Annotated in this window: 17 protein-coding genes and 2 pseudogenes; 10 read left to right on the forward strand and 9 right to left on the reverse strand. The window is 70.9% G+C overall.

The window, feature by feature from the left end:
- A pseudogene (locus J1M64_RS14165) lies at window positions 1–326 on the forward strand (hypothetical protein); the annotation flags it as partial.
- A 118-nt stretch (window positions 327–444) separates the two neighbouring features.
- Here J1M64_RS14165 and J1M64_RS14170 read toward each other — a convergent pair.
- Window positions 445–867: a DUF5319 domain-containing protein gene (locus tag J1M64_RS14170; RefSeq protein ID WP_372502191.1), complete on the reverse strand. Its 423-nt coding sequence runs from the start codon at window positions 865–867 to the stop codon at window positions 445–447.
- A gap of 114 nt (window positions 868–981) precedes the next feature.
- On the opposite strand from J1M64_RS14170, the gene guaB reads away from it, so the two are divergent.
- From guaB to J1M64_RS14185, 3 genes are all read left to right on the forward strand, one after another.
- Window positions 982–2,517: an IMP dehydrogenase gene (gene guaB, locus J1M64_RS14175; protein ID WP_069390000.1), complete on the forward strand. Its 1,536-nt coding sequence runs from the start codon at window positions 982–984 to the stop codon at window positions 2,515–2,517.
- A gap of 6 nt (window positions 2,518–2,523) precedes the next feature.
- Window positions 2,524–3,663, forward strand: a complete 1,140-nt coding sequence (locus J1M64_RS14180; protein WP_119192257.1) for a GuaB3 family IMP dehydrogenase-related protein — start codon at window positions 2,524–2,526, stop codon at window positions 3,661–3,663.
- Between the two features lie 120 nt (window positions 3,664–3,783).
- A complete protein-coding gene (locus J1M64_RS14185; RefSeq protein WP_206474523.1) occupies window positions 3,784–5,547 on the forward strand; it encodes an FAD-dependent oxidoreductase in 1,764 nt (587 codons plus the stop codon).
- 34 nt (window positions 5,548–5,581) lie between these two features.
- Here the strand turns inward: J1M64_RS14185 and J1M64_RS14190 are convergent, their stop codons facing one another.
- Entirely contained in the window at window positions 5,582–6,976 is a 1,395-nt protein-coding gene (locus J1M64_RS14190) for a wax ester/triacylglycerol synthase family O-acyltransferase (RefSeq protein ID WP_241261594.1), read from the reverse strand.
- Between the two features lie 12 nt (window positions 6,977–6,988).
- The gene (locus J1M64_RS14195) at window positions 6,989–8,482 is read right to left on the reverse strand and encodes a wax ester/triacylglycerol synthase family O-acyltransferase (protein WP_206474525.1); all 1,494 of its coding nucleotides are present in this window, start codon (window positions 8,480–8,482) and stop codon (window positions 6,989–6,991) included.
- A 2-nt stretch (window positions 8,483–8,484) separates the two neighbouring features.
- On the opposite strand from J1M64_RS14195, the gene guaA reads away from it, so the two are divergent.
- A complete protein-coding gene (gene guaA, locus J1M64_RS14200; protein ID WP_241261567.1) occupies window positions 8,485–10,218 on the forward strand; it encodes a glutamine-hydrolyzing GMP synthase in 1,734 nt (577 codons plus the stop codon).
- Window positions 10,219–10,230: 12 nt separating this feature from the next.
- On the opposite strand, the gene J1M64_RS14205 is transcribed toward guaA, so the two are convergent.
- The 3 genes and pseudogenes from J1M64_RS14205 to J1M64_RS20440 all read right to left on the reverse strand — a co-directional run.
- Entirely contained in the window at window positions 10,231–10,590 is a 360-nt protein-coding gene (locus J1M64_RS14205; RefSeq protein WP_206474526.1) for a hypothetical protein, read from the reverse strand.
- Window positions 10,587–11,240, reverse strand: coding sequence for a hypothetical protein (locus J1M64_RS20435; protein WP_307872460.1), 654 nt, complete (start codon window positions 11,238–11,240; stop codon window positions 10,587–10,589). The genes J1M64_RS14205 and J1M64_RS20435 overlap by 4 nt, the downstream gene beginning before the upstream one ends.
- Before the next feature lie 442 nt (window positions 11,241–11,682).
- Window positions 11,683–11,844, reverse strand: a pseudogene (locus J1M64_RS20440) (PspC domain-containing protein); the annotation flags it as partial.
- Between the two features lie 90 nt (window positions 11,845–11,934).
- Here J1M64_RS20440 and J1M64_RS14215 point away from each other — a divergent pair.
- From J1M64_RS14215 to J1M64_RS14230, 4 genes are all read left to right on the forward strand, one after another.
- On the forward strand, window positions 11,935–12,915 hold the full coding sequence (locus J1M64_RS14215) for a mechanosensitive ion channel domain-containing protein (RefSeq protein WP_119192262.1): 981 nt from the start codon (window positions 11,935–11,937) through the stop codon (window positions 12,913–12,915).
- An 11-nt stretch (window positions 12,916–12,926) separates the two neighbouring features.
- On the forward strand, window positions 12,927–14,198 hold the full coding sequence (locus J1M64_RS14220) for an ATP-binding protein (RefSeq protein ID WP_119192284.1): 1,272 nt from the start codon (window positions 12,927–12,929) through the stop codon (window positions 14,196–14,198).
- The gene (locus J1M64_RS14225) at window positions 14,195–14,920 is read left to right on the forward strand and encodes a response regulator transcription factor (RefSeq protein WP_096905917.1); all 726 of its coding nucleotides are present in this window, start codon (window positions 14,195–14,197) and stop codon (window positions 14,918–14,920) included. The genes J1M64_RS14220 and J1M64_RS14225 overlap by 4 nt, the downstream gene beginning before the upstream one ends.
- Window positions 14,921–14,999: 79 nt before the next feature.
- A complete protein-coding gene (locus tag J1M64_RS14230; RefSeq protein WP_096907330.1) occupies window positions 15,000–15,620 on the forward strand; it encodes a GDSL-type esterase/lipase family protein in 621 nt (206 codons plus the stop codon).
- On the opposite strand, the gene J1M64_RS14235 is transcribed toward J1M64_RS14230, so the two are convergent.
- Complete coding sequence (locus tag J1M64_RS14235) at window positions 15,617–16,018, reverse strand: DUF6157 family protein (protein ID WP_096905916.1); 402 nt, start codon at window positions 16,016–16,018, stop codon at window positions 15,617–15,619. The two genes, J1M64_RS14230 and J1M64_RS14235, sit on opposite strands and share 4 nt — an antisense overlap.
- 116 nt (window positions 16,019–16,134) lie before the next feature.
- Here J1M64_RS14235 and J1M64_RS14240 point away from each other — a divergent pair, with 116 nt between their 5' ends.
- Window positions 16,135–16,278: a hypothetical protein gene (locus J1M64_RS14240; protein ID WP_167457923.1), complete on the forward strand. Its 144-nt coding sequence runs from the start codon at window positions 16,135–16,137 to the stop codon at window positions 16,276–16,278.
- A 1-nt stretch (window position 16,279) separates the two neighbouring features.
- On the opposite strand, the gene J1M64_RS14245 is transcribed toward J1M64_RS14240, so the two are convergent.
- Together J1M64_RS14245 and J1M64_RS14250 are read right to left on the reverse strand one after the other, a co-directional pair.
- A complete protein-coding gene (locus J1M64_RS14245) occupies window positions 16,280–17,233 on the reverse strand; it encodes an L-lactate dehydrogenase (protein ID WP_096905915.1) in 954 nt (317 codons plus the stop codon).
- Between the two features lie 83 nt (window positions 17,234–17,316).
- Window positions 17,317–18,597 (reverse strand): DUF2254 domain-containing protein, encoded by a 1,281-nt coding sequence (locus J1M64_RS14250; protein ID WP_096905914.1) that lies wholly within the window; start codon window positions 18,595–18,597, stop codon window positions 17,317–17,319.
- Window positions 18,598–18,670 lie beyond the last annotated feature (73 nt).

The raw sequence follows: 18,670 nt of genomic DNA on the forward strand, positions 1-18,670 counted from the left end.
CTCCGGGTGTGGCGACTCTCGTTCCCGGCCTCCCCGTGCCGGTGCCGTCCAGCCTGGTCCCCCCGCCGCCTCCGGGGATGCCGGTCATCCCGCTCCCGCTCGACGGGCTGCGGATCTCGACCACGCTGCAGATCCCGATCGACACCCAGCGGATCCAGGATTTCCTGTCACCGACGACCGGACGACAGGGTGACGAGGCGGATGACGACCGGGTGGTGCCGGCGCCGACGCCGAGCCGCACCACCGTGACCCAGGTCCCGACTCCCACGCAGCCGGCGCCGACCGACTCACAACAGACCTCGCAGTCGGTCCGGCCGACGAACTGACCCCGGGAAACGACTCGATCCCCGCCCCTCTCGGAGGGACGGGGATCGAGTCGTCCGGGCCGGGCCGGGCCGGGCCCGGGTCGAACGGGCGGCACCCGCGCGCGGCGACCGCCTATGCTCAGCGGCGCCAGTTGAGTCGACGGGGGCGCAGGGCCCGGGCGGCGTCCGCGTATCCGCGGCAGTACTCCCAGGTGACGTAGTCGTCCGGGATCGGGTCGAAGGCAGGCTCGTGGGGGAGGAGGGAGCCGTCCTCGAGGAGCTGCATGAGGTTGGCGCGGAGCATGTCCCACTCGTGGTAGTGCTCCTCGGCGCAGTCGTCACACTGGACCGCGACCCCCTTCACCCCGATCGGGGCCAGCAACCGACGGAACTCCGAGAGATCCGCGAGGTCCTCCTCGATCGCCCGCCGCTCGTCCGCGTCGAGCGGGCCCGTGGGCATGTCGTCATCGACGGGGTCGAGCTCGGCCAGCTCCGCGGCCGGATCATCCGGATCTCCGGCGAACGGGTCGGGCGGCATTCCGTGCCGTAGGGGATCGTCCACGACCTCCACCGTACCCGTGACCACGGTCTCACGTGGTCGACGGTTCGAGCCGTGGCCCCCGGAACCACTATCCTCGAAAGTCAGCACCTAGACGACCCCCCAGGAGGACGGCAGATGAGCGAGTCGAATGGCCCCGTGCGCACCGGCGGCGACGACCCGACCAAGGTCGCGATGGTGGGCCTGACGTTCGACGACGTGCTCCTCCTCCCGGCCGCGTCCGAGGTGGTCCCGAGTGAGGTCGACACCAGCACCCGCCTGACACGGGACATCACCCTGCGGGTGCCGCTGATCTCGTCGGCGATGGACACCGTGACCGAGGCCCGCATGGCCATCGCCATGGCACGGCAGGGCGGGATCGGCGTCCTTCACCGCAACCTCTCCGTGGGGGACCAGGCCGCCCAGGTCGAGACGGTGAAGCGGTCCGAGGCCGGGATGGTGACCGACCCGGTGACCTGCGCGCCCAGCGACACGTTGGCGGAGGTCGATGAGAAGTGCGCCCGCTACCGGATCTCCGGGCTGCCGGTGACCGACGAGCGCGGTGAGCTTGTCGGCATCATCACCAACCGCGACATGCGGTTCGAGATGGACAAGTCCCGACGGGTCGACGAGGTCATGACCCGGGCGCCCCTGGTGGTCGCGCGGGAGGGTGTCACCGCGGAGGCGGCGCTCGGCCTGCTGCGCCGACACAAGATCGAGAAGCTGCCGATCGTCGACGGTGACGGGCGCCTGACCGGACTCATCACGGTGAAGGACTTCGTCAAGACGGAGAAGCACCCCGACGCCACCAAGGACTCGGACGGCCGGCTGCGCGTGGCCGCCGCCATCGGCACCGGGGAGGACGCCTGGCAGCGTGCCGGGGCCCTCACCGACGCCGGGGTGGACGCCCTGGTGGTCGACACCGCCCACGCCCACAACCGCAACGCCCTCGACATGGTCGCCCGGGTCAAGCGGGAACTCGGCGACCGCGTGCAGGTGATCGGGGGCAACCTCGCCACCCGCGGTGCCGCCCAGGCGATGATCGACGCGGGTGCGGACGCCATCAAGGTGGGCATCGGCCCCGGCTCCATCTGCACCACCCGGGTGGTCGCGGGCGTGGGTGCTCCCCAGATCACCGCGATCCTCGAGGCCTCGGTCGCAGCGCATGCGGCGGGCATCCCCGTCATCGCCGACGGCGGTATGCAGTACTCCGGTGACGTGGCCAAGTCGATCGCCGCCGGCGCCTCGGCCTGCATGTTCGGGTCCCTGCTCGCGGGGTGCACCGAATCGCCGGGGGAGCTGATCTTCGTGGACGGCAAGCAGTACAAGGTCTACCGCGGCATGGGTTCGCTGGGCGCGATGCGCGGGCGCGGCAAGCCCGGGCAGGAGAAGTCGTTCTCCAAGGACCGGTACTTCCAGGACGACGTGCTGTCCGAGGAGAAGCTGGTGCCCGAGGGCATCGAGGGGCGGGTCCCGTATCGGGGAGACGTCGGTCAGGTACTCCACCAGCTCGCCGGCGGGCTGCGCGCAGGCATGGGTTACACCGGAGCCGCCACCATCCCGGAGATGCACCGTGCCCAGTTCGTCCAGATCACGGCCGCGGGGCTCAGGGAGAGCCATCCGCACGCGATCCAGATGACGGTCGAGGCCCCCAACTACAACGTCAAGGACTGAAGTCGCGTGCGCAATGTCGTGGAGATCGGCCTGGGTCGCGAGGCCCGTCGGATGTTCGGGCTGGGCGAGGTCGACATCGTCCCCTCCCGCCGGACCCGTAGCTCCAAGGAGGTGTCCACCTCCTGGCAGATCGACGCCTACCAGATGGGCATCCCGGTGATGACACACCCGACCGACGCGGTGGTCTCCCCGGCCTCGGCGGTGGAGTTCTCCAGGCTCGGTGGTCTGGCCGTGCTCAACGGAGAGGGACTCTGGGCCCGTCACGCCGATCCCGATGCCGTGATCGCCGAGCTGAGGGAGCTCGCGCTGGAGGACGTGACCGGCCACCGGGCCGTGGCGCGACTGCAGGAGCTGCACCGTGCCCCGATCGACCGCGAGCTCCTCGCCGCCGCGGTTCACCGGATCCGCGACGAGGGCGCGACCGTGGCGGTGCGGGTCTCACCGCAGCACGCGCGCGAGCTCACCCCGGGGCTCGTCGCGGCGGGGATCGACCTGCTGGTGGTGCAGGGCACGATCATCTCGGCGGAGCACGTCAGCGGTGAGGACGCCCCGCTCGACCTCAAGGAGTTCATCGGTGGCCTCGATGTCCCGGTGATCGCCGGCGGCGTGGTCGACTACAAGACCGCCCTTCACCTCATGCGCACGGGCGCCGCCGGTGTGATCGTGGGATACGGCGGGGTCGACGGCATCACCACCACCGGCCAGGTGCTGGGTATGGAGGTCCACATGGCCACCGCGATCGCCGACGCGGCCGCGGCCCGGCGGGACTACCTCGACGAGACCGGAGGCCGCTACGTGCACGTGTTGGCCGACGGCGACATCTACACCTCCGGTGACATCGCCCGCGCCGTGGCGTGCGGCGCCGACGCGGTGGTCCTCGGGCCGCTGCTCGCCGGCTCGCTGGAGTCCCCGGGCCGCGGTGTCTACTGGGACGCGGTCTCCGCCCACCCCAAGGTGCCGCGTGGGCATGTGTCCGAGGTGGAGGACGAGACGGCCCTGGCGCCACTGGAAGAGGTCCTCGAGGGGCCCACCAGTGTCCCCGACGGCACCCGCAACCTCATGGGCGGACTGCGTCGCGCGATGGCGAAGTGCGGTTACTCCGACGTCAAGGGTTTCCAGAAGGTGGACCTGTCCGTCCGGCCCTGATCGCCGGACCGTGGGTCGGACGGCCCCGCTCTCTGGACAAATCGTGACCTACTGTCGGGTAGGTTCGAGGGTGCTCGGGTACTGTGATGCCCACCATCGACCACTCCTGGGAGTTGCACCATGACGCCGCACACACCGTCGACCCCGACCGACGCCCCCACCACGCCGACGGACACGGATGTCGTCGTCATCGGATCCGGTTTCGGTGGCAGCGTGACGGCCCTGCGGTTGTCGGAGAAGGGGTACCGCGTCACGGTCATCGAGGCGGGTCGCCGCTTCGAGGACGCGGACCTGCCCAAGACGTCCTGGCGACTCCACCGGTACGTGTGGGCGCCCAAACTCAAGCTGTTCGGGATCCAGCGCGTCCACATGATGCGCGACGTGATGATCCTCGCCGGCGCGGGCGTGGGCGGGGGATCGCTCAACTACGCCAATACGCTGTACAAGCCCACGAGCCAGTTCTTCAAGGACCGGCAGTGGGGTCACATCACGGACTGGGAGTCCGAACTCTCCCCGTTCTACGACCAGGGCCGCCGCATGCTGGGCGTGGTCACCAATCCCACCCACACCCACTCGGACGAGGTCATGAAGAAGGTGGCCCGCGACATGGGCGCGGAGGACACCTTCGTCTACACCCCGGTCGGCGTGTTCTTCGGTGAGAAGACCGGCGGTCAGGGCAAGCCCGGTGAACTCGTCCCCGATCCGTACTTCGGCGGGGTGGGACCGGACCGCAACGCGTGCATCGAGTGCGGCGAGTGCATGACCGGCTGCCGGCACAACGCCAAGAACACGCTGATGAAGAACTACCTCGCCCTGGCCGAGCGCGCGGGCGCCCGCATCCTGGACCGGACCACGGTCAGCGACCTGCGTGAGCGCGGCGACGGCACGTGGGAGATCACCCTCGAGCGGACGGGCGCCTGGACGCGTCGCGGTAAGCGCACCACCACGGTGACCGCCGGTCAGGTCGTCGTGGCGGCCGGCACCTGGGGAACCCAGCACCTGCTCCACTACGCCAAGGACTCCGGGTCCCTGCCCAGGCTCTCGGATGCGATCGGTCGGCTCACCCGGACCAACTCTGAGGCGATCCTCGGGGCCATGCGTCCGAACTACAAGCCGGAGCAGGACTTCTCCGAGGGGGTGGCCATCACGTCGTCGTTCCATCCCCGGTCGGACACCCACATCGAACCGGTCCGGTACGGCAAGGGCTCCAACGCCATCGCCATCCTGCAGACCCTGCTCACGGACGGTGACGGGCCGCTCCCGCGGTGGCGCACCCTGCTGAACGAGGTCCGGCGCGAGCCGGCCATGTTCATGCAGCTGTTCTACCTGCGCCGCTGGAGCCAGCGCTCGGTGATCGCCCTCGTGATGCAGAACCTGGACAACTCGCTGCAGACCTACGTCAAGCGCTTCGGTCCGTTCAGGTACGTCACCAGCAAGCAGGGTCACGGGGAGCCCAACCCCACCTGGATCCCCGCCGGAAACGAGGCCACCCGCAAGATCGCCGAGGAGATCGGCGGCCTGCCCGGGGGCACGTGGGGCGAGATCGCGAACATCCCGCTCACCGCCCACTTCCTGGGCGGCTGCGTGATCTCGGATTCGCCGGAGACCGGGGTCGTGGACCCGTACCACCGCGTGTGGAACTACCCGACGATGCACATCGTGGACGGATCGGCGATCTCCGCGAACCTCGGTGTCAACCCGGCGCTCAGCATCACCGCCCAGGCCGAGCGGGCCATGTCGCTGTGGCCCAACAAGGGTGAGGCCGACCAGCGCCCGGCCCAGGGCGAGGACTACCGGCGCCTGTCGCCGGTCCCGCCCGTGTCGCCGATGGTCCCGGAGGCCGCGCCGGGAGCCCTGCGGCTGCCGATCGTCCAGGTCAGCTGACGGTCTACCCGTGGTCAGGAGGCGGTGAGCCCGGTCAGGGGGCGGTGAGCTCGAGCAACTCGTCGAGCGCCGCCGCGATCCCACGGGCCACCGCGTCCGGGTCCGGCACCAGGTGTTCGCACGAGATCACCCCCAGGTCGAGCCGCCCGTCGGTCGACAGGCTGGTCACGGACAGCCCCGCACCGTGGAGCAGCGGGCCGAAGGGGTGCATGTGGGTGATCCGCGCGCCGAGGAAGTAGAGGGCGTGACGGGGGCCGGGCACGTTCGAGACGATGAGGTTGTAGATCACCGGGTGGACGTCGGCGAGTCTCAGCGCCTCGTACGCCCGCATGCCCATGTCGAGTAGCCGACGGGGGCCCATGCGGGCCCAATTGTCCAAGAGCGCCGGTCGGATGCTCGCGGCCTGGCGCTTCGTGGTCTCCGCTGCGGCGGAGATCCGCTCGTACCGTTCGACCGGGTCGGCCACATCCGTGGCCAGGGAGGCGAACATGGCCGACACCTGGTTGGCGCCACCGGTGGCCAGATCGTCTCGGGTGGACATGGGGACGATCGCCGCCATGGACGAGGCGGGGGCGTCTCCGTGGGCCTCGAGATAGGACCTGACAGCGCCGCCGACCACGGTGAGGAGGACGTCGTTGACGGTGCCGCCGAGGCGGGCGGTGACGAGCTTGACGGACGCCAGGTCGAGTGACGCGGTGGCCACGGCGCGGTGCGGGGTGAGCGAGTGGTTGAAGAGGGTCCGCGGCGCCGTGAACGGGGCCGGCATGGATTCCCCGTGGCCGGCCCGGCCGCGGGCGCGTCTCATGGCCGCGGGGACCGACAGCGTCTCGGGGAGCAGACGGAGGAGGGCCAGGGGCCGGCCCAGCACGTCGCGGGCGCCACCGGCGATCAGTTGCAGGGTGTTGGCCCGTCCGACGTGCGTGCGCGCGAGCGCGGGATCCTGGTCGGGCGTGGTGGCGTCCGTCGCGGCGAGGGCGGAGAGCAACTCGGCGCCCAGCATCCCGTCGATCACCGAGTGGTGGACCCGGCAGAACGCGCTGACGGTCGGCGCGTGCGGGTCACCCCGCTCGAGGATCCAGACCTGCCACAGCGGGTGGGCGCGGTCCAGCGGGGTGGAGGCGAGCCGACCGCACGTCTCCAGCAGCTCGTCCTCGGTGCCGGCCGGCCCGAGTTCGATCCGGCGTAGGTGGTGGGTGATGTCGAAGTCGAAGTCCTCGACCCACGCCGGGTGGCCGGGGTTCCACGGTGAGTCGTGGACCTTGCGGCGGAACGGGGGGACGGCCTTGACCCGGCGGGCAAGCCCGGATCGGAGGCGTTCGAACGAGTAGCCCTCCTCGATGGTGGTCACGTCGAGGTGGACGAGGCCGTTGATCACCATCACCTGCTCGGGGGTCTCGAGGTAGAGGAAGCTCGCGTCGAGCCCGGTCATCCGTTCCACGTGTCAGCGCTCCCCGGCGGCCGCCGACCGCGCCGCCTCCCGGGTGAGTTCCAGCATTCGGGCCATCGCCTCCCGGATCCCGGTGGCGAGCAGGTCGGGGTCGGGGGCGAGGTGCTCGCAGGCGTTGATCCCCACGTCGAGTCGACCGCCCATGGACATGGCGGTGACCGAGAGTCCGGAACCGTGCATGAGGGGCCCGAGCGGGTAGACGTGGGTCACCCGGCATCCGAGGAAGTCCAGTCCCTGACGGGGCCCGGGGATGTTCGACACGACGAGGTTGTGCACGACGGGATGCAGGTCCGCCAGGTGGAAGTCGCCGTAGATCCGCATCAGCATCTGCAGGGTCCGGGCGGGGGCGAGCGTGGCGACGTCCTGGATGAGGTCCGGCCGCATGCCGTTCTTCGACTGCTTCTTGCCCCGGCTGGTGCGGGCGGCGATGGCGCGCAGGCGCTCGAGCGGGTCGGCGATGTCGGTCCCCAGGGACGCGAACAGGACCGTCACGCGGTTGTTGCCCCGGGCGTCCTCGGCGTCGCGGGTGGAGACGGGGACCACGGCGACGAGCGACGTGTCGGGCAGGTCGTCGTGGGAGCGCAGGTACCGCCGCAGCGCGCCGCCCATCACCGCGAGGAACACGTCGTTGACGGTCACGCCGAAGGCGTCCTTGATCTCGCTGATCTCGCCGAGGTCGAGTGGGGCACCCCAGACCGCCCGGTGGGGGGTGATGGTGGCGTTGAAGCGGGTGCGGGGCGCGGTGAACGGTGCCGCCCTGGGGACGACGACGCCGTCGTCCGTGGCGTCGGCCGTGCCCGTTTCCCCCGGGGCCGGATCGTCCGACTTCTTCTTGGCGGCCGTGGCCCTGCGCAGTGCGAAGGGGAGCGCGACGACCTCGGGTACCAGCCGGGCCAGGGTCAGCGGGCGACGTACGGAGAAATCCCACCACCCGCCGGCGAGGAGCCGGATGGGGTTGGCGTTGCCCGCCTCGACGCGGACCATGTCGAGGTCGCGGGCGGAGGGCTGCTCTCCGGCGGAGGCGAACTTGCGCAGGATGTTCGCGCCGTTGGCCCCGTCGAGGATGGCGTGGTGGGCCCGGAAGTACACGACGATGGTGTCCGGTTCGGCGAGCCGCTCGAGGACCCACATCTCCCACAGGGGGCGTGACCTGTCCAGCGGGCGGCTGCCGAGGGTGCCGCACATCTCGAACACCGCGCGGTCGTCACCGGGGTGGTCCACGTCGACGCGGCGGACGTGTGCGGTGATGTCGAGGTCGTATTCCTCGACCCAGGCGGGGTGGCCGAGGTTGAGCGGGGAGTCGTAGATCTTGCGGCGGAGTTCGGGCAGTTCCTTGATCCGGCGGCCGAGCTCGGTCCGGAGCCATTCGAAGGAGTACCCGACCTCGAGGCCGGAGACGTCGACGAAGAGGACTCCGCCCACCACGAGGGGTTGCTGGGCGGTTTCCATGTACAGCAGGCTCGCGTCGAAACCGGTCATTCGCTCCATCGATGCGCTCCAGCTCTCTCGGTCCCGGGCCGGCCGGGGTCGTGGTGGGGTTCATTGTGAACCCCGGCACGGGGGATGTGGCCGAGTTCGGCGGATGGGCCGCGGGGCCTAGACTCGACCCCGTGGCCGAGAACGCACAGACCGACTCCCAGATCGCCGCCGAGGCGGTGGCGCCCCGCCCAGTACTCGTGGTGGACTTCGGCGCCCAGTACGCGCAGCTCATCGCGCGCCGCGTGCGCGAGGCGCGCATCTACTCCGAGGTGATCCCGCACACCGCGACGATCGAGGAGATCCGCGCCAAGGATCCCGTCGCCCTGGTGCTGTCCGGCGGACCCGCGAGCGTGTACGCCGAGGACGCGCCCTCGCTCGACCCGGCGGTGTTCGAGCTGGGTCTGCCGGTGTTCGGCATCTGTTACGGCTTCCAGGCGATGGCCGGTGCCCTCGGCGGCGAGGTCGCGCACACGGGTAGCCGCGAGTACGGCCGCACCGACGTGAGCGTGTCCGGCGGCCTCCTGCACGCCGGCCTGCCGGAGCGCCACCCGGTGTGGATGAGCCACGGGGACGCGGTCACGGCCGCGCCCGAGGGGTTCACCGTCACCGCGTCGTCGTCCGGTGCCCCGGTCGCCGCGTTCGAGTGCACCGAGCGGCGCATGGCCGGAGTGCAGTACCACCCGGAGGTCCTGCATTCGCCGCACGGCCAGCAGGTGCTGAGCCGCTTCCTCACCGAGGTGGCGGGGCTCGAGCCGACGTGGACCGCGTCGAACATCGCCGACCAGCTGGTGGAGGCCGTCCGCGAGCAGATCGGCGACGGCCACGCGATCTGCGGCCTGTCGGGCGGCGTCGACTCGGCCGTCGCGGCCGCCCTGGTCCAGCGTGCGATCGGGGACCGCCTCACGTGCGTGTTCGTCGACCACGGACTGCTGCGTGCGGGTGAGCGCGAGCAGGTCGAGAACGACTTCGTGGCCGCCACCGGGGCCCGCCTCATCACGCTGGACGACTCCGATGTCTTCCTGGGGCACCTCGCCGATGTCACTGACCCGGAGACCAAGCGCAAGATCATCGGCCGCGAGTTCATCCGGTCCTTCGAGCGGGCGGTGACGCAGGCGCTCGAACTCCAGGGTTCCGGTGAGGCCGCCGCCTCCTCCGTCGACTTCCTCGTCCAGGGCACCCTCTACCCGGACGTCGTCGAGTCCGGTGGCGGTGCGGGTACGGCCAACATCAAGAGCCACCACAATGTCGGCGGCCTGCCGGACGATGTGGAGTTCACGCTCGTCGAGCCACTGCGGTTGTTGTTCAAGGACGAGGTCCGCGCGGTCGGTCGCGAGCTCGGTCTGCCCGAGGCGATCGTCGGCCGCCACCCGTTCCCCGGTCCGGGCCTGGCGATCCGCATCGTCGGCGCCGTGGACCGTGACCGCCTGGAGACCCTGCGCGCGGCGGACGCGATCGTGCGCGAGGAGATGACCGCGGCGGGTCTGGACTCCGCGGTGTGGCAGTGCCCGGTGGTCCTGTTGGCCGATGTTCGGTCGGTGGGCGTGCAGGGCGACGGCCGGACGTACGGTCATCCGATCGTGCTGCGGCCGGTGAGTTCCGAGGACGCCATGACCGCCGACTGGACGCGCGTGCCGTACGAGACCCTGGCGCTGATCTCCAACCGCATCACCAACGAGGTCCCGGACGTCAACCGCGTCGTGCTGGACGTGACGAGCAAGCCGCCGGGCACTATCGAGTGGGAGTGAGCGGGCCGGGCGTCAGCGGCGGATGACCATCATCAGTCCCACGAGCACCGCCAGGACGAGTCCCGCGGCCAGCAACGCCGTCGGGGCGATCGCGGGCGCTCCCAGGATCGCCCACACCGCCACTCCCAGCGAGGTCACGCCGGCCAGGGCGAGCACCGGCGATCCGAACCGCCGGTGCTCCACCACCTCGACGGCGCCGGCCGGGGTGGTCGCGGGCTCGGGGGAGACCCCGAATCCGAGCGGTTCGGGTGTCGGGTATCCGGTGCCGTAGGGCAGCGGGTCGTACAGCTGCGGGTCGAACCGCGGCGACTGGTCGGGCGGGGCTCCCGCGGTGGAGTGGTGGCGGTCGTCTGCGGGCGTGTTCGTACTCATCGGGTGACCTTCACGCTTCCCATCTCGGTGGTGATGTCCAGGGTCAGGACCGGCCCGTCGGTGTCGGCGGGCGGGTCGGGGCAGTCGACGGAGCCGATGTCGGTCCGGCAGTCGGCCTGCACGGCGAGCCCGTCGGGCAGCAGCACCCGCACCTCACCGACCTGGTTGGTGATGCTGTAGCTGCGGTCGCGGTCCAGGTCGAGCTCGCGCATGTCGACGGTGACGGTGCCGACGTCGTGGGTGACCGGCGTGTCCAGTTGGGCGGGGGAGGTGATCTCCACCCGCTCGTCGCCGATGGTCTCCCAGCCACCCGCGGGGACCTGGACCGACAGGGCGAGCAGCACGAACCCGACGAGTGGTCCGGCCACCACGAGCAGCCCGTACCCGCGGCGGGTGACGGCGCCGACGAGCAGCCCGCCGGCCACCACCGCCAGGGCGATCGCGGCGATGCGCGTGGTGTCGAGCCAGGTGAATCCGCCCAGCGTCGACAACCCGGTGGCGACCGCGGTCGCGATGAGTGCCAGGCCGAGCGTGACCTTGGTCAGCCGCGACCGGGGCCGGGTCGGTTCGACCGGGGCGGGGGCGAGGCCGGGTTCGGGCAGGTCCCACGCGAACGGGGCGGCGCCGAGCGGATCCCACGAGGGCGGCACAGGGGGAGCTCCCCAGGAGCCCGGCTCCGGGGCCGGAGCCGGGCTCCTGGGGAGCTCCGGTCGCGCGCCACGGTCCGGCGCCGGTGGCCGGGGCCCGGCCGCGCGACGCGTCGGGTCCGCGAGCGGCGGAGGGCCGCACCGCGGAGACCTCCGCCCACCCGGCGGGCGGTTCGGGGGTGCGCCGGTGCAGGCCGTACCAGCCGGCGAGCATCGCCGCGACCATGAGGAACCCGGCGCCGAGGAGGAGCGTCTCCCCGGAACCGCCGAAGGTGGGGGCGGACAGGAGGACGACGACGACGAGGACCACCGCGGTGACCTTGGAGCCCGACGCCCGGCCCTTCCCCAGGAGCGCCTCCCCGGAGGAGACCTCGTCGCCGGCGGAGCGCAGGAGCAGCCACATCAGGGCGTACAGGAACACGCCCGCCCCACCCCACAGTGCGGCGACGACGAACGCGACGCGGAAGAGGACCGGGTCGACGCCGTAGCGCCGACCGAAGCCGCCGCAGACGCCGGCGATCCTGGAATCGTCCGGCGTCCGGACGGGACGGGTCCGCCACAGGGAGCGGAGCTCTGACGGGAGGTCGGGGGTGCTCGTTCTGGACATGACCCCATCGTGCTCGGCGGGAGTCCGCGGCACATCGGGGTCCGACCCTGATTTCCGACCCCGAGGCCGTAGGGGAGGGAGGATGGCGGGATGGTCGACACCGTCATGGGTTTCCTGGGCTCCGACGAACAGCTGCGGCTCTTCGGGGTGACGCTGGTCGGGGTCAGCGGGCGGACCGTTCTCAAGGTGCTCCTCAGCATCCTGCTGTTCGTGCTGCTGTCGCTGTTCACGTCGATCTCGCGGGCGGTGATGCAGGCGATCACCGGGCCCGCCGGGTCCGCGTCGAGGTTCTGGACGAAGCAGAGTCTGCAGCTGTTCACCGCCGTCGTGGCCGTGCTGGCGCTCTTCTCCATCTGGGTGACCCCGGGAACCGACCTGACGGTGGGGGTCGGACTCGTCACCGCGGGCCTGGCGTTCGCGTTGCAGAAGGTGATCGCGAGTCTCGCGGGATACTTCGTCATCCTCCGGGGGAGGGTGTTCGCGGTCGGCGACCGGATCGCCGTGGGTGGGGTCCGGGGCGATGTGATGTCGCTCGGTTTCCTGCGCACGACCGTCATGGAGATGGGATCCCCGTCGTCGATGGCCGGCGCGGAGACCGGCAACTGGGTACCGAGCCGTCAGTTCACCGGCCGGGTGGTGACGGTGTCGAACGGCGTCATCTTCGACGAGGCGGTCTACAACTACACCCGCGGGTTCCCCTTCCTCTGGGAGGAACTGTCGCTCAAGCTGCCGTTCGACGTGGATCTCCGACGTGTCGACACCGTGTTCCACGCCTGCGCCGACCGGCACACGAGGGAGCTGAGCGACGAGGCGATGGCGAGCATGCAGCAGATGAGCCGCATGTACGCGGTCGATGTCCGGGAGTTCGGGCCGCAGGTGTTCGTCTCGCTGCAGGAGGACGGGATCCTCGCCACCGTCCGCTTCGTCGTGGGCAGTCACGGTGCGCGGTCGGTCAAGGACGCCATCTCCCGGGACCTGGTCGCCGGATTGCGGGAGGGGGGTGTCTCGCCGGCGAGCGTGGCCGTGGATATCCGGGTACTTCCCGATTCCCCTCGGGGCGATGATCTGTGACGATGGCGTCCATGAGTGAGAACGCGACCGATCCCGCGCCGGCCACCGCGGTCCGGTCGGCGTCCCCGGTCGCCGGACCACAGGCGCGGTCCGCCGCCGTGGCGACGACCGATTTCCGCTGGTACCCGCGGTTGACCCGCGGCAGCGACGGATCCGTGGTCGCGGGCGTGTGCGTGGGTCTGGCCGACCACCTCGGGGTGCGGGTCGTCCACGTGCGCCTGGTCATGGTTCTGCTGGCCACGCTCTCGGGCGCCGGCGTGGCCCTGTACTCGGCGCTGTGGGCGCTCACCCCGACGGGGCCCGCGTCGGCGGGCGCGGGCCGGGGCGACGAGCGCGAGCGCAGACGCGGCATGGCACTGGCCGTCGTGGCGGTGGCGGGCGCGGTGCTCTCGTTCATGGTGACCACCGCCACGGGACTGAGCGTCATCGTCCCCGTCCTCGTCGTGGCCCTGGGGGCCGGGCTGGTCTGGCAGCAGTACGACGGTGGGGGACGAGTCGCGCCGCGGTCGGTCTTCGACTGGGCCAGGGTCACCGCAGGGGCCACCCTCGTCGTTGTCGGGCTCGCCGTCGTGGTCCTCGGTCAGGTCGAGTTCGCCGCGCTGCGGTCGTCCCTCCTCGCGGTCGTGGCCACCCTCGTCGGCGTGGGACTGCTCAGCGTGCCGGTCGGACTGCGACTGTGGCGGTCCCTCGAGGAGGAGCGCGCGGCGCGGATCCGCGAGTCCGAACGCAGCGACATCGCCTCCCACCTGCACGATTCCGTCCTGCAGACCCTGGCACTTATCCAGAAGAGGTCCGATGACCCGGGCCAGGTGGCGCGGCTCGCCCGCCGGCAGGAACGGGAGCTCCGACAGTGGCTGTTCGGCGCCGGCTCCCGGATGTCCTCGGGCGCGGCGACCTTCGCGGGGGCGGTCGAGGTGATGGTCGGCGACGTCGAGGACGTCTACGGACTGCGGGTGGACCAGGTCGTGGTGGGTGGCGACGGCCCGGTCGGCGACGCCGGGGAGGCGGTCCTGGGCGCCGTCCGCGAGGCCCTGGTCAACGTCGCCAAGCACGCCGGCGTCGACACCGCCGACGTGTTCGTGGAGAACGACGGACGCACGCTCAGCGCGTTCGTCCGCGACCGCGGACGCGGCTTCGATCCCGATGCCGTGGGCGGCGACCGCCACGGGCTCGCGCAGTCCATCCGACACCGCGTGGAGAGCCGCGGTGGGACCGTGCGCGTGCGCAGTACGCTCGGGCGCGGGACGGAGATCGGGATCGAGATGCCGCTGGAGGGCGAATGACGGACGGGCCGCAGGACGGGTCGGGGGAGTCGATGTGCCGGGTCTTCCTCGTGGACGACCACGCGGTGTTCCGCAGCGGGGTCCGTGCCGAACTCGCCGGGCAGTCGACCATCGAGGTCGTCGGCGAGGCGGGTTCCGTCGCCGAGGCCGTGACCGGCATCGACCGGGTGCGTCCCGACGTGGTGCTGCTCGACGTGCACATGCCCGACGGCGGTGGCGTGGCCGTGCTGCGGTCGGTGCTGGGGGCCGACCCGGGCGGCGTGGCCGATCCCGCCCGCGCCCCGGAACCGACCTTCCTCGCGCTGAGCGTCTCCGACGCCGCCGAGGACGTGATCGCCGTGATCCGGGCCGGCGCGCGCGGCTACGTCACCAAGACCATCACCGGCGAGGACCTGGCAGACGCCGTGCGCCGCGTCGCCGACGGGGACGCCGTCTTCTCCCCGCGACTGGCCGGGTTCGTGCTGGACGCGTTCGCCCGCGCCTCCCCGGGCCCCGCCGATCGTGGCGAGCCCGTCCACGACCCCGAGGTCGACTCGCTCACCCCGCGTGAGAAGGAGGTGCTGCGGCTGCTGGCCCGCGGCTACACCTACAAGGAGATCGCCGAGGAGTTGTTCATCTCGGTCAAGACGGTGGAGACCCACGCCTCCAACGTCCTCCGCAAGACCCAGCAGTCCAACCGGCACGCGCTGACCCGCTGGGCGCAGTCCCGGCACCTGGACTGATCCCCGCGGCCGGCCGGCCGGAGTGGTTTCTCGCCCGGGTCGGCTCCGCGCACCCACCCGGACCGATAGCGTGACCGGGATGAGCGAACCGCGCGACCTGCCCGTGTGCATCATCGGTGACTCGTTCGTGGCCGGATACGGCGATGACACGGGCCGCGGGTGGACCGCGCACCTGATCGAGGCCGGCCCCGCGGCCGGTGTGCACATCCACGCCGCGGTCGCCGGGATCGGCGGGGACACCTCCGAGATGATCCTGGCCCGCTGGGACGAGGTCGATCGTCGGCGGGCCGCGTTCCCCACGACCGCGGTGATCGCGGAGTTCGGCGTCAACGACGTCATGGAGCACGAGGGTGCGTTGCGCGTCGACGAGGCGGGTACCGTCGCGGCGCTGCGCGGAATGATCGACCGGGCGCCCGAGGGGCGGTTCCTCGTGGTGGGGCCGCCGCCGGTGGTGTGGGACGAGGTCAACGAGCGGATCGCGGCCCGGGCCGAGACCATGGCGCAGGTGTGCGACGAGGCCGGGGTGCCGTTCGTGCCGACCTTCGACGTGTTGCTGGCGGGTGGTCAGTGGATGCGCGAGGTCGCCGCCGGCGACGGCGCCCACCCCGGGCCCGGCGGGTACGAGCAGTTCGGCCAGGTGATCTCCGGTCCTGTGCTCGAGTGGTTGCGTCTCCTGCCGGATGTCGAGCCGGGCTACTAGCGGGAACTCTTCATGGCGGCCCTGACCGTCACCGTCGGGTCCGCCTCGAGCTCGGCCACGCGCGTCGAGTCCATGGGCAGCAGCGCGATGCGCCCGTCGGAGTCGAAGTGCAGCGCCCAGCCGTAGGTCTTGGCCAGCGGGGAGGTGCGCAGGCACGGTTGGCCCGTGGAGAAGAACCGTTCGCGTTCGGCTGCGCGGTCGACCTCGGCTATATCCTTGCGCTGGCAGTACACGTCGAAGATCAGGTCATCGCTCGTCCACCTGTAGTCCTCGCCCGAGAGTCGTTCGTACTGCAGCTCGGCCACCGACCCCTTCCCGGAGGGCGGGGCGGTCGCCGCCACGGCCCTGGTGTCCGGGGCGGGCAGGATCAGGGTGTCGGTGTAGTGGGTGGTGTGCATTGTGCGCCTCTGTTCCTGTAGCGGTTCTGGGTGTCCGGTCGTCCCGGCGGTGAGGTGATGGTCTCCGGTAACCTGATTCTCGTCGTACGCCCCGTACGGCGGCAGGAGGATGAATCATGACGAGTCCGCAGAACCCTGACCGTGTCGGCGAGCATTCCGAGGAGCCCGCGGACAAGGCCCGGTATGACCACGACGACGCGGTCGCCGACGAGTGGGGTGACGAGTCCTTCCCGGCCAGTGATCCCCCCGGCGCGCTCTGAGTCAGCGCAGGATCTCGAACTGTTCGGACACCGCCCGCAGTGCACTCGCGCTGCGGGCGAACTGTTCGCGTTCGGTGGTGTCGAGCTCCAGCTCCACCACCCGCTGGACGCCGGTCCGCCCGATCACCGCGGGCACCCCGATGAAGATCCCGTCCTGGTCGTACTCGCCCCGCAGCAGGGTGGAGACCGGTAGCGAGACCTGCTCGTTGCGCAGCACCGCCCGGGTGATGCGGGCCAGCCCCATCCCGATGCCGTAGCTGGTGGACCCCTTCGAGTCGATGATCCGGTAGGCGGCGTCCCGGGTCTCGTCGAAGATCTGCGTCAGACGTTCCCGCTTGGCCGGGTCGCCCGCCAGGTCGCGGCGCAGCGGCACCCCGGAGACGTTGGCGGAGGAGAAGACCGGCAGCTCGGTGTCGCCGTGTTCCCCGATGATCGAGGCGTGCACGCTCATCGGTGCCACGTCGTAGTACTGGCCCAGCATGAACCGGAAGCGCGCCGAGTCGAGGATCGTGCCGGAGCCGATGACCTGCGCGGCGGGGAGCCCGGAGTAGCGCCACGACGCCTGGGTGAGGATGTCGACGGGATTGGTGGCCACCAGCAGGATGCCGTCGAACCCGGTCGCCATGACGTCACCGACGATGTTCTCGAACAGCGTCATGTTCTTGCCCACGAGGTCGATGCGGGTCTCGCCGGGTTTCTGGGCTGCGCCGGCGCAGATGACCACCATGGTGGCGTCGGTGCAGTCGGCATAGGTGCCCTCGGTGACGAGGGTGGGGGAGGGCGCCCACACGACCCCGTGGTTGAGGTCCATGACCTCTCCGAGGAGTTTGTCGTGGTCGATGTCGATGATGGTCAGATGGTCGGCCAGCCCCTGGTTGACGAGCGCGTAGGCGTAGGCGATACCCACGTCCCCGGCGCCGATGAGCACGATGCGATTCCCGACGGAGGCCTTCATGCCCGCAAGGGTAGAGGCGTGGGGTCGCCGCCCGGAGGGTATCGGAGGAACGTCGGTGGGCCCTGCCGTCCGGCTCGGCCCCGCTATCCGGCGGCGTCCAGTACGGCGCGGTGACGACGCTCGATGGTGATCCGGTCGTCGGCGTTGCGGGTGGCTTCGAGGGCGTCGTCACGGAGCTTCGTGGCGTGGTGGGTGAGGACCGCACGACGGTCGGGGTCATCGAGGACCTGCGTCGCGACGGCGAGGACGTCGAGAATCCTGATGCTGACCGCTGGCGCACCCGCACCGTACTGCCGCATCTGGTCGAACATCGTGGCGACGAGGCCGGCGAAGTCGGAGGTCGCCACGACGAGGCGGACCTCCCCGTCCCTGGCGTGCACCCCGGTCGGCCATTCCCTGTCCTCGAGGGTGCACAGGGCGTCCCCGAAGCGGTCCACGACGTCGACGGCGGTGAACGGGTCGTTGGTCCCGGGGCTCAGGGCACGCGTGCCCACCTCGGCGAGTAGACGGACGGCGTGCTCGACATCCTGGTCGCGGGTACGGGATTCACCGACCGTGAGGGCGGGCATGATGCCCTCGGGCAGGGTGGGGACGGCCTCGGCCACGGGGGAGTTCGGATAGAGATAGTCCCCGGGTCGCACGAGGAGCCGGATCGTCGTCCCGGTCTCGACGGCGAGTTCGACGAGCCGCCCGTGGTCGACGAGCTGCAGGTAGCCGCCCTTCTCCACGAGGAGAGTCTCCGCGTCCGCCCAGAACTCCTCCTCTGGTGGGGGCAGCACATCGCGGTCCGGATCCGTCAGTTCGGTGGCGGTGAGCAGGGAGGAACGTAGATCCGTGGTGAGGAGGTTCACGACGCGGGTGGTGTTGATCGACCCGGTGACGTGGCCGATGAAGTACACGAGTGCGCTGATGCACCCGAGCGCCAGGATGAGGGCGAGGGTGACGTTGTACTGGGGGACGAACGGGGTCCCCTCGTCGCCACCGGTGACCGTGCGGAGGCTGTAGAGGCTGAAGGCGAAGGTGGAGATGAAGACGCCCAGTGTGATCTGGTTGCCGCGGTCCTCGGTGAAGTTCTGGAGCAGGCGCGGCCCCATGGTGCCGGCGGCGTAGGAGAGGGCGGCGATGGTGATGGAGAAGACGGTGCCGCCGACGCCGATCGAGCTGCTCGCCACGGCGGCGAGGATGCTCCGGGAGCCCTCCACGCCGCCGCCGTAGATCCAGGAGGCCGCCTCGTCACTCGTGCCCGGGTTGGTGGACAACCACGCCCCCAGGTGGGCGAGGCCCAACGCGACGAGGGTCATCACGGCGGGGAGAAACCAGAAGCGCCGGCTGATCTGTCGGAGTCGGAAGCGTAGTCCGGCCATGGCTGTCCTCTCTGTGGTGGACACAGCGTAGCCGGTGGGTCCGACGGTGAAGCGCGTTCCGGCCTGTCGAACA

Origin of the sequence: Dietzia sp. KRD202 (assembly GCF_017168155.1) — a bacterium.
Taxonomy (GTDB): domain Bacteria; phylum Actinomycetota; class Actinomycetes; order Mycobacteriales; family Mycobacteriaceae; genus Dietzia; species Dietzia kunjamensis.